The following is a 10405-nucleotide window of genomic DNA, read 5'->3' on the forward strand; positions in this document are numbered from 1 at the left end:
CATACTTACGTCACCTTATTCCAAAATTGCTCCAGCCTGTCGGCTGCTTCCCTCAGCTCGGGCATTGCATAAGCACTGGACAACCGAATAAATGTATCACCGCATGCAGAAAAAGCAGTTCCCGGCACTACTGCCGCTTTTTCTTCAAATAAAAGCCGCTCCGCAAAATCATCTGCGTCCAATCCTGAGCCTGTAATCGAAGGAAACAAATAAAAAGCTCCACCAGGCTTTTGTACTTCCATTCCCATTGCCTGAAGTCGGTTAAACAAGTAATCGCGCCGCTCCTGATATACTTCCCTCATCGCTTCAGGATCTCGGAGTCCTTTTGTTAAAGCCTGCTCCGCGGCAGCCTGAGATACAGAGCTTGCACAGCTGATTGTATACTGGTGGACTTTCAGCAGATGCTTCGCTATCTCAGAAGGAGCAAATATAAAACCAATACGCCAGCCCGTCATGGAATGTGACTTGCTCAACCCGTTAATCACGATTGTTTTTCCTTTCATTCCGGGATACGCTCCCATTGAAATATGCGGTCCGTCAAACGTGAGTTCACTGTAAATTTCATCGGTAACGACGAAGCAATCTTTCTCACGAAGCACATCATATAAACGATCCATTTCGCTTCTTGTGAGTACCGCTCCAGTCGGATTTGAAGGGTAAGGCAACATAACCGCTTTCGTATTAGCAGTATACAGCTGCTTAATATGATCCGGTGTCAGTTTAAAAGCCGTTTCGCGCGTGTCAGCGTAAACGGGTACAGCTCCGCATTGCCGAATAATCGGCTCGTAGGCCGGATAAACCGGAGCTGGCAGAATCACTTCATCCCCAGGCTGTAAAATAGTTCTCATAGTCGTATCGATTGCCTGAGAAGCACCTGCTGTGACGATCACTTCAGACTCAGGTTCATATGTAAGCGAGTAGTGGGAATGGACCCAGCTGCTGGCTGCCTTCCGAAGCGCCATAGTCCCTGCGTTCGCAGTATAGCTCGTTTTATTTTCGCCGATCGCCCTCACTGCAGCTTGTTTAATATGCTCTGGAGTTGGAAAATCCGGCTGGCCGATCGTAAGCTGAACAGCATCCGGAACCTGTTGAACTTTGTTAAAAAATTGACGGATTCCGGAAATTTGAATCGCTTCTACGTTCCTGTTAATTTGCAGATTCATCACTACCTATCACCTTTCTAATTCATCAATTGAAACGCCGCATAAAACTGCAGAGCATACAAAAGCACTGCTGGAGGGAAAATTTTCCAAAAAGAAGGAATTTTCATTTTTCCTGTGTGTACGCCTAACTCTGATTTAATTGGTCTCAATGCTAAAAAAATTAAAATTCCAGCATATAAAAACAGATAAAATAATTCGATGCCCCATCGCAGTCCGCCATCCTGATCTATAATAAAGCCGGCTTGGAGCAAAAAGAAGTTAGCAGCGATCCCAACTACTTTTGCTGTTAAAAAATATGTAAAGACAATCATTGCCAGCCACCATCCCACCCAGTGCAAAAAGAAAAGCAGCACTGCGACTGGCAGGAGCAGCAGAAAAATGCCGTCTGAAAGCAATAAATAGCCGACTCCTTCACGGAGTCCCCAGTTCATATAGACATATAAATAATAGGCGCTGTAAATAAGAACAAATATGAGGAGGGAAACCGCAAAAATGCGGATTCCCATTCGAAAATAACGACTGTCTATTCGATCCATGTTCGCCCCCTGATATGTTGTGTAGTAAGCAGATCCGCCCCTGTTCTTCCGAGCAGGTAAGCAGCAATAGCAAAAGCTTCGGTCTGCTCCCTGACTCTGTCTATCCCTTGTGGCGGTTGTTTGACCTGCAGTTCATACTGGTCTCTGAATACGAGTGCTCCGTGATGCGCCTGATTTAAAAAAGCCGACGCCTCCTGCAGTCCGTTTCTGCCAGTCTGCATCACTTCATAAAACGATACGAACCCGTGCATAACGCCTCTGTATCTCGATGCTTTTACTGGTACTCCAGCTTCACTCAGCCTGCGGGCGTATTGTTCCCCTTCATCCCGCAGCGGATCAAACTCAGCAGTAAGTACCAAAGCAGGAGGCAGAGCGCTTAAATCATCGGCTTGAAGCGGAGACGTATATGGATGGTTCCACATCCATTCTTCCGGCGTGTACGTATCGCGTGCTTTATACATGACAGATCGGGACAGCAGGTAATAGCCGCTGTCATACACATCCCTCGAAGCAAGCGGAATATCCTGAAACGTTGTCAATGGATAGAGCAATACTTGAGAAGCGATATCAGGCCCGTCACGGTCTCTCGCCATTTGCGAGACAACCGTTGCAATGTTCCCTCCGGCGCTGTCCCCCATAACTGAAATCGTGCTGTTGTCCCCCCGGAACGACTCTGCATTTGCAAAAGCCCACTGGAGAGCGGTGTAGCTGTCCTCTATAGCAGCGGGAAAAATATGGTCCGGCGCGAGCCGGTATGCCGGGGCGATTACGACGCTGTCGGTTCTAGAAGCAAGGGAGCGAAGAATATTATCGTGTGTATCCAATCCACCGTACCCTTCCATAAATGCACCACCATGATAATACATGATGACAGGAAACGGTCCCTCGCCCTGAGGACGATACATGCGGACAGGAATCTGTGCTTCCCCCTGTACCGGGATATAAAAATCCTCTCTTAATAAACTTGTACCGCCGGGGCTGTCGCCGGTGACAATCCTTGGCGGCTTAATATTAATATCCAAATCCACCAGATTATGATTAATCGCGTGGAGAACGACTGCTGTTTTTGCCGGCAGTCTTCCTTCTTCTGTTGACTGCCATAAAAAAACGGCAGCTGCTGTCAAAACTAAAAACAATGCCAGGACTGCAGAAACGAGGACAAAAAGGTTTTGCCAGATGATCCGAAGTTTCTTCATGCTGTTCCTCCGCGTTTATGGTGAAGTTCATTAGGGTATTCCAGTGGATGCTCAGGCTCGTTCACGACTAGCCCGCATGTCTCTATTATACATGATCGAAAATAAGAAAACACAGGGGATGACAGAAACGTATTGGTTCTATTTCTCTCATTTTCAAAGGAGGTCCTCGTATGAAACACATGAACGAAATTAAGAAAAAACTGGAGCATTTGGATCGCCAGTCTTATGCGAAGCTTAAGCAGATTGCAGGTTCGTACGAAACAGCTGATGGAATCGAACTTGCCGTTGATTATGTGCAGGGAGACCCATTTGCTGCACCTTCACGAGTACGGATAAAGGTTCCGTTGAAAATGACAGCACTGCAGGAAGAGGATTTTTCCACCCTTTCGAGGACGATCAGCCTCAAGCATCTGTTCTCAAAGGCTTGCAGTGATGCAGCCAAAAATCAAAAGTCCGTATCCGGAACCGGTAAAAGCGGCATGATCATGATTGATGCACCTGGTCCGGAAGTAATTGATCGAACTTCTGTTTCGTTTCAACCGGACGCTGTAGAATTTCGACTGTCGACAGGCCTTCCCGCTTCAGGCCGGAAAATTCTTGGGATAAAAGCTGCAGAGCTACTCACTGAGCAGCTCCCGGAAACCGCACGCAACGCTATTTCGTCTGTTACGCGAGAAAAGATTCAGGATGCGATTCATCTGCAGGATGATCAGGATGAGGGGCGCAGACATCTAGCGGCGCTTGGAGGGTGTGCGTTCATTGCGGATGACTCGATCCTTCCCCGCGCCTCCGGCATCTCTGCCAAGCCCATGAAACATGCTGTGCCATTTATCAGCCCCGCTTCTCAAGCGATAGAGCTTGATCTTCCACACCGCGGAAAAGTCAGAGGGATGCTTATAAAAAAAGGAGTAACGCTGATAGCCGGTGGCGGCTATCATGGAAAAAGTACGCTGCTGCAGGCATTGGAACGAGGAGTTTATAATCATGAAGCAGAAGATGGCCGAGAACTCGTCTGGACAGACGAAACCGCCGTAAAAATAAGGGCTGAAGACAGACGGAGCGTTTGGAATGTCGATATATCAGCCTTCATCAACACACTTCCAGGCAATAAAGAAACTACTAATTTCTCAACGGAGGATGCAAGCGGCAGTACGTCTCAGGCAGCTAATATAGCAGAAGCAATGCAGGCCTCCTCCCGGCTGTTTCTGATTGACGAAGATACAAGCGCAACAAATTTTATGATCCGTGATTCCCGAATGCAGCAGCTCGTCAGTCCGGATAAAGAGCCGATCACTCCGTTCGTAGACCGAATAAGACCGCTTTATGAAGAGAATGGCATTTCATCCATTCTGGTGTTGGGGGGCTCTGGAGATTATTTTGAACCTGCAGATCATGTAATTGTAATGGATGAATATGTTCCTTTCGACCGGACGAACGAAGCGAAAGCAATTGCCGCGTCTTTTCCAGCAGACCACTTCCACCCGGAAGGACGTGGTTTCCCGGTAAATACGTCCAGACCTTTTCCAGCGAATGCCATGAAAAAGCGGTGGCACCCAAAAAAGAAAATTCAGGCTAAAGGAAAAAATACGCTGTTGTTTGGAAAGGGGACGGTGGATTTACACAACGTTGAACAGCTCGTTTCCCCTTCCCAAACAGAAGCCCTCGCCCAAATGATGATTTGGTGTGTCCAGAATTGTCGCCGTGGCGAGTCCCTCTCCGCTGTCATTGACCGCCTGTACAAAACGATGAAGCGGGAAGGATTAGAATCAATTTCCCCTTTTTATCCAAAGCACCCTGGCAATACCGCCTTGCCGAGAAAACATGAGCTTTACGCCGCATTTAATCGTATTCCACTTTATGGATAACTTATAAACGCCTGTGCCGGTAATGGCACAGGCGTTTATTTACATTTGCATCACTGCCACGGACTCTGCATGCTGCCACATCCAGAAAGCACCGTGTTTGTTATTCTGAACGTCCTGCTGCAATAGCTGACTTATAATCTCCAAATCCCTCGTCATCCAGTTGATCAAGCGGAATAAAACGGAGTGAGGCCGAATTGATGCAATAACGCAGTCCCCCGGGCGGAGGGCCGTCCGGAAACACGTGGCCTAAATGTGAGTCCGCACCGGCGCTCCGTACTTCCGTTCTCACCATGAAATGCGTCGTATCCGTCTTTTCAACCACCGCTTCTTCGCTCACCGGCTTTGTAAAGCTCGGCCAGCCGCAAGTAGAATGAAACTTATCTGTTGATAAAAACAGTGGTTCCCCTGATACGATATCAACATACAACCCCTCTTCAAAGAAGTCCCAGAGCTTATTTTGAAACGGCGGTTCTGTACCATCCTGCTGGGTTACTTTGTACTGCATATCCGTGAGCTCTTGTTTCAAATCGCGCTTCATGCCTGATCCCTCCAGTGTTTCAGTTGAAAATCCTGCCTTCCGCTTCCTTTTTTATACATTTTATAATGAAGCGGATGTTTCCGGTAATACTGCTGATGATAGGTTTCAGCTTCATAAAACGTTTCTGCAGGCCGGATAGACGTGACGACCGGTTTAGAAAACAGTTTGCTTTCGTTCAAACGCTGCTTTGATTTTTCGGCAAGCTGTTTCTGCTTCTCGTCATGATAAAAAATAGCGGTTGTGTACGATTCACCGCGGTCGTGAAACTGACCTCCCGGATCGGTAGGATCAATCTGCTGCCAGAACAGCTCCAGCAGCCGCTCATAGGAAAATTGTTCAGGGTCATACGTAATCTCCACTGCTTCCAAGTGGCCAGTTGTTTCTGAACATACTTCTTCATACGTTGGATTTTCTGTTCTGCCTCCGGTATAGCCGGAGACCACTTTTTCGATTCCCGGCTGTGTCTCAAATGGTTCTACCATACACCAAAAACAGCCCCCGGCAAATATAGCTTTCTTTTCCATGTGCGCCCCCTCCTTTGCTCCATCCTATCATGGTCAGAGCTACAAGGCATGCAATCTGCGTTGAGCTTCCGTCTTCTTAGAGTCGAGCCTGATACACATCCTTATAAGGCTCTTTAAGCTAATAAAAACGGCTGCCCAGAATAGGCAGCCGCAGCTTTTATACAGATCGAAGCATATAAGCTTCAGCATTTCTCCAGCAAATATTTTCTGCTGTTTCTTTACCAAACTCACGCTCCAGCAGCTTCGCCATCAGCTGTTGACACGAGGCATTCTCCAAACCGACGGGATATTCTGTTAAACCATCAAAATCAGAGCCAAGCGCTAAGCATTCCGCTCCGCCTATTTCGAGCATATGATCGACATGCTTTAACAGCTTTTCTTTGCCGCCTCCGATAAATTCGGGACTGTAGACAACTCCGCACAAACCTTTTCGCTCAAACAACGCCTTCAACTGCTCGTCATCCAGATTTCTGGGATGAGCATGAACAGCATCTGCATTAGAATGCGTAGCGACTGGAAGCTCGGCGTCCCTCATCACATCGAAGAATCCTCGCTTGGATAAATGAGAGACGTCGGTCCAGAGCTTATGTTCATTCAGCAGACTGACGATCTCCTGTCCAAACAGCGTTAATCCGCCTCCGCGCGGTTCTCCTACACCATCGGCAGCTAAGTTGGCATCATTCCAAGTCAGTCCGCACGAACGTAGGCCGAGCTGAATCAGCGTTCTCAATTTGCCTATGTCTCCTCCGATTGCATCCACGCCTTCAAGCGTCAATAGCGCGCCAGTCTCGCCCTTCTGCAGCTTGTGAACGTCTTCCCAGCGCTGAACAGCTCTCATGCCCGGATACTGGCTGACACAGCTGTGAAACAGCTCTGCCTGCTCCAACGCATGGATAAACTTCGTTTCGCTATGTGTTTCAGGTTCAATAAAAATAGCGAACAGCTGCATTTTCGTGCCGCCGCTTATTAATGACGGTCCTGACGCAGCCAATTGACTGCTCTCGAATGAAGGCGGCTGCATCGTATGAAGCTGCAGCAGTGCGTCACAATGTAGATCGATCACTGGAATCATTATGCTTTTGGCCTTACCATTTTTTCCAGATCAATATATTCATCAAACTGTTCTTCAGTTAAGTAGCCGAGCTTGACTGCTGTTTCTTTCAGTGTACTATTATCTGCAAATGCCGTTTTCGCAATTTCTGCCGCTTTCTCATATCCGATATGAGGGTTCAGTGCTGTAACGAGCATAAGAGAATTGCGTACATGCTTTTCGATAATTTCCTCATTCACTTCAATTCCTGCTGCACATTTTTCATCAAAGGAAAGAACAGCGTCTGAGAGGAGGCGGACAGACTGCAGGAAATTGTAAATGATGACTGGTTTAAAGACGTTCAGCTCAAAATTTCCCTGGCTGGCAGCAAATCCAATCGCTGCATCGTTCCCCATCACCTGTACGGCAACCATCGTAAGTGCTTCAGACTGTGTTGGATTTACTTTGCCTGGCATAATGGAACTGCCTGGTTCATTAGCAGGGATCGTAATCTCCCCAATGCCTGAACGGGGGCCGCTTGCCAGCCAGCGTACATCGTTTGCAATTTTCATCAGGTCTGCAGCCAGAGCTTTTACCGCCCCATGTGTGTACACGATCTCATCGTGACTGGTTAATGCATGAAACTTATTTTCTGAAGAGTGGAACGTTACGCCTGTAATTCTGGAAATATGGTCCGCCGTCCGTTTTCCAAACTCTGGATGGGCATTTATCCCGGTGCCAACTGCTGTACCGCCAATAGCAAGGTGGCGAAGCTGCTCTGCAGACTGTTGAATCATTTCCTCTGATTTGTCCAGCATATGCACCCATCCGCTCATTTCCTGCCCAAGCGTCAACGGTGTTGCATCCTGAAGATGCGTGCGCCCAATTTTAATCACATCGTCAAACTGCTCTGCTTTCTTTCGAAGGGTTGTTCTGAGCTGCTTAACAGCTGGGAGCAGTCTGGCATGCACTTCCTGTAGAGCTGCGATATGCATAGCAGTCGGAAATGTATCGTTGGAACTTTGTGACTTATTTACATCATCGTTAGGGTGGATGGATAATTCAGAACCGCCCTCACGGAATTTTTCGTTGCTGCGGAAAGCAACTACTTCATTCATATTCATGTTGGACTGCGTTCCGCTTCCCGTCTGCCACACAACGAGTGGAAAATGGTCATAGTTTTTAGCTTCGCGCAGTTCCTGGCAGACGGTCTGAATCATGTCTGCTTTTTCAGCCTCCATGTTGCCCAGATCTGCGTTGGCCGCAGCGCAAGCTTCTTTCAGTACGGAAAATGCATCTGTAATTTCACGCGGCATTGTTTCTGCACCGATTTTAAAGTTTTCTGTACTTCGCTGCGTCTGGGCACCCCACCACTTGTCAGCTGGCACCTGGATTTCGCCTAATGTATCCTTCTCTGTCCTGAATTCCACGTTCTAACGCCTCCCGAGACATAATATGTAAACACTTACAATGGATAAAATACATCTTTAACGTTACCTATTTTTGCTTGTAAAATCAAGACAGCACCGTCTTTTGGAAAGAAAAAACAATGGTAACGATTGAATTTTCTGAATGATATCGTTATGATGGCTATGTAAGTATTAACATTTACTGGAGGTGTCCGCATGGAAGTTCTAGAAGCGCAACAAGGTACATACCAGCTTGAAGACTACGAGAAAATGCGAGAATCCTTTGACTGGGAGCAAACAAAAGAAGCATTCTCCTGGCACAGGACAGGTAAGGTTAATATTGCTTATGAAACCATTGACCGGCACGTAGACGAAGGGCGAGGCAACAAGACGGCTCTTCTTTATTCAGATGCGAACCGGGACGAACGCTACACGTTTCAGGATATGAAGGAGAAAACGAACCAGGCTGCGCATATGTTTAAAGAAATGGGTGTCGAAAAAGGCGAACGGGTATTTATTTTTATGCCCCGCTCACCAGAGCTGTATTTTGTTCTTCTGGGAGCAATCAAAGTCGGTGCAGTGGTTGGTCCTCTATTTGAGGCATTTATGCAGGACGCTGTTCGCGCCCGTCTTGAGGACAGCGAAGCGACGACGATTGTGACGACTCCGGATTTGGTCTCCCGCATTCCGCACGAGGACTTGCCTGCATTAAAACATATCCTCGTAGCCGGCGATCAGGACCTGCCTGCTGGAGATAAATTTGTTTCACTCGACGAAAAAATGAAAGCGGCTTCAACGGATGACAGCGCGTTGGAATGGGTCGACCTTGAAGATGGATTTATTCTGCACTATACGTCAGGCTCAACTGGCAAACCAAAAGGCGTTTATCACGTACACCACGCGATGCTGCAGCATTATCAAACAGCGAAGTGGGTACTAGACCTTCGGGAGGACGATGTTTACTGGTGTACTGCCGACCCTGGCTGGGTGACAGGCACCTCCTACGGGATATTCGGCCCATGGCTTAACGGAGCGACTAACGTTGTCCGTGGCGGCCGTTTTTCTCCAGATGACTGGTACGGTACGATCGATAAATATAAAGTAACGGTCTGGTACAGCGCTCCTACTGCCTTCCGGATGCTGATGGCAGCTCCTAAAGAAACGCTCGAAAAACATGATCTCAGCTCGCTGAGGCACATTTTAAGCGTCGGTGAGCCGCTAAACCCTGAAGTTGTCCGCTGGGGATGGGATGTGTTCCAGCACCGCATTCACGACACATGGTGGATGACAGAAACAGGAGCGATGCTGATTTGCAACTACCCATCCGAACCGATCAAACCTGGTTCAATGGGCCGGCCGATTCCTGGTGTAGATGCTGCGATCATCGATGACCACGGCAATGAACTGCCGCCAAATGAAATGGGCAACCTCGCGATTAAAGCCGGATGGCCTTCTCAAATGCGAAAAATTTGGAACAATGAACCGAAATTTAATGAATATTTTGCTATTGAGGGCTGGTACGTATCCGGTGATACAGCTTACCGCGATGAAGACGGTTACTTCTGGTTTCAGGGCCGTAACGATGATGTCATAATGACAGCGGGTGAGCGAGTAGGACCATTTGAAATCGAAAGCAAACTTGTAGAGCACCCTGCTGTTGCGGAGGCCGGCGTAATCGGAAAGCCCGATGAAATTCGCGGACATATCATTAAAGCGTTTATAGCGCTGCGATCCGGTGAAGAAGAATCAGATGAACTAAAGGAAGAAATCCGAAAATTTATTAAAACGGAACTTGCTGCTCATGCAGTCCCACGTGAGATCGAGTTTAAGGATAAGCTTCCAAAAACGCGCAGCGGTAAAATCATGCGACGGGTCTTAAAGGCCTGGGAGCTTGACGAACCGACAGGCGACCTCTCTACAATGGATGACAATTAAGGAAACGCACAAGCTGAAACCCGCCTCAATGGGCGGGTTTCAGCTGATTTTAAACGTTAAACTCCTACATAATCCTGAAAGCAGAAATGAGGGGCTGTCTAAAAAGCTCTTCTTGAAACAAAAAGCGGTGCCGGATATGTCCGGTACCGCTTTTTTTTGGAATGAAATGAGAAAAAGACAAAAAAATAGCAGAAATCCGAGCGGCCTTC

Annotated in this window: 9 protein-coding genes; 2 read left to right on the top strand and 7 right to left on the bottom strand. The window is 47.7% G+C overall.

The window, feature by feature from the left end:
* Window positions 1-5: 5 nt before the first annotated feature.
* The 3 genes from ACSZLD_RS04015 to ACSZLD_RS04025 are packed head-to-tail and all read right to left on the bottom strand — an operon-like array spanning window position 6 to window position 2895.
* Entirely contained in the window at window positions 6-1163 is a 1158-nt protein-coding gene (locus ACSZLD_RS04015; protein ID WP_377908454.1) for an aminotransferase class I/II-fold pyridoxal phosphate-dependent enzyme, read from the bottom strand.
* 17 nt (window positions 1164-1180) lie between these two features.
* Window positions 1181-1699 carry a hypothetical protein gene (locus ACSZLD_RS04020; RefSeq protein WP_444684295.1) on the bottom strand — a complete coding sequence of 173 codons (519 nt, stop codon included), beginning with the start codon at window positions 1697-1699 and terminating at the stop codon, window positions 1181-1183.
* A complete protein-coding gene (locus ACSZLD_RS04025; protein WP_377908456.1) occupies window positions 1687-2895 on the bottom strand; it encodes an alpha/beta hydrolase in 1209 nt (402 codons plus the stop codon). The genes ACSZLD_RS04020 and ACSZLD_RS04025 overlap by 13 nt, the downstream gene beginning before the upstream one ends.
* A gap of 170 nt (window positions 2896-3065) precedes the next feature.
* On the opposite strand from ACSZLD_RS04025, the gene ACSZLD_RS04030 reads away from it, so the two are divergent.
* Window positions 3066-4760: an ABC-ATPase domain-containing protein gene (locus tag ACSZLD_RS04030; RefSeq protein ID WP_444684296.1), complete on the top strand. Its 1695-nt coding sequence runs from the start codon at window positions 3066-3068 to the stop codon at window positions 4758-4760.
* 100 nt (window positions 4761-4860) lie between these two features.
* Here ACSZLD_RS04030 and msrB read toward each other — a convergent pair whose 3' ends face one another.
* The 4 genes from msrB to fumC all read right to left on the bottom strand — a co-directional run bounded on the left by msrB (window position 4861) and on the right by fumC (window position 8282).
* A complete protein-coding gene (gene msrB / locus ACSZLD_RS04035; RefSeq protein WP_444684297.1) occupies window positions 4861-5298 on the bottom strand; it encodes a peptide-methionine (R)-S-oxide reductase MsrB in 438 nt (145 codons plus the stop codon).
* Entirely contained in the window at window positions 5295-5822 is a 528-nt protein-coding gene (gene msrA / locus ACSZLD_RS04040; protein ID WP_444684298.1) for a peptide-methionine (S)-S-oxide reductase MsrA, read from the bottom strand. The genes msrB and msrA overlap by 4 nt, the downstream gene beginning before the upstream one ends.
* Before the next feature lie 157 nt (window positions 5823-5979).
* Window positions 5980-6894 carry a dipeptidase gene (locus ACSZLD_RS04045; protein WP_377908461.1) on the bottom strand — a complete coding sequence of 305 codons (915 nt, stop codon included), beginning with the start codon at window positions 6892-6894 and terminating at the stop codon, window positions 5980-5982.
* On the bottom strand, window positions 6894-8282 hold the full coding sequence (gene fumC, locus ACSZLD_RS04050) for a class II fumarate hydratase (RefSeq protein WP_444684299.1): 1389 nt from the start codon (window positions 8280-8282) through the stop codon (window positions 6894-6896). Before fumC ends, ACSZLD_RS04045 begins: the two co-directional genes overlap by 1 nt.
* 195 nt (window positions 8283-8477) lie before the next feature.
* Here fumC and acsA point away from each other — a divergent pair, with 195 nt between their 5' ends.
* Window positions 8478-10196, top strand: coding sequence for an acetate--CoA ligase (acsA, locus tag ACSZLD_RS04055; RefSeq protein ID WP_377908463.1), 1719 nt, complete (start codon window positions 8478-8480; stop codon window positions 10194-10196).
* The last annotated feature ends 209 nt before the right edge of the window (window positions 10197-10405 follow it).

This window comes from Alkalicoccus luteus, assembly GCF_052061695.1.
GTDB classification, from domain to species: Bacteria; Bacillota; Bacilli; order Bacillales; family Salisediminibacteriaceae; genus Alkalicoccus; species Alkalicoccus luteus.

Coding starts and splice junctions, on each gene's coding strand:
- ACSZLD_RS04030 (WP_444684296.1), top strand. CDS start 3,066: ATGAAACACATGAACGAAATTAAGAAAAAACTGGAGCATTTGGATCGC.
- ACSZLD_RS04025 (WP_377908456.1), bottom strand. CDS start 2,895: ATGAAGAAACTTCGGATCATCTGGCAAAACCTTTTTGTCCTCGTTTCT.
- msrB (WP_444684297.1), bottom strand. CDS start 5,298: ATGAAGCGCGATTTGAAACAAGAGCTCACGGATATGCAGTACAAAGTA.
- ACSZLD_RS04045 (WP_377908461.1), bottom strand. CDS start 6,894: ATGATTCCAGTGATCGATCTACATTGTGACGCACTGCTGCAGCTTCAT.
- ACSZLD_RS04020 (WP_444684295.1), bottom strand. CDS start 1,699: ATGGATCGAATAGACAGTCGTTATTTTCGAATGGGAATCCGCATTTTT.
- msrA (WP_444684298.1), bottom strand. CDS start 5,822: ATGGAAAAGAAAGCTATATTTGCCGGGGGCTGTTTTTGGTGTATGGTA.
- ACSZLD_RS04015 (WP_377908454.1), bottom strand. CDS start 1,163: ATGAATCTGCAAATTAACAGGAACGTAGAAGCGATTCAAATTTCCGGA.
- acsA (WP_377908463.1), top strand. CDS start 8,478: ATGGAAGTTCTAGAAGCGCAACAAGGTACATACCAGCTTGAAGACTAC.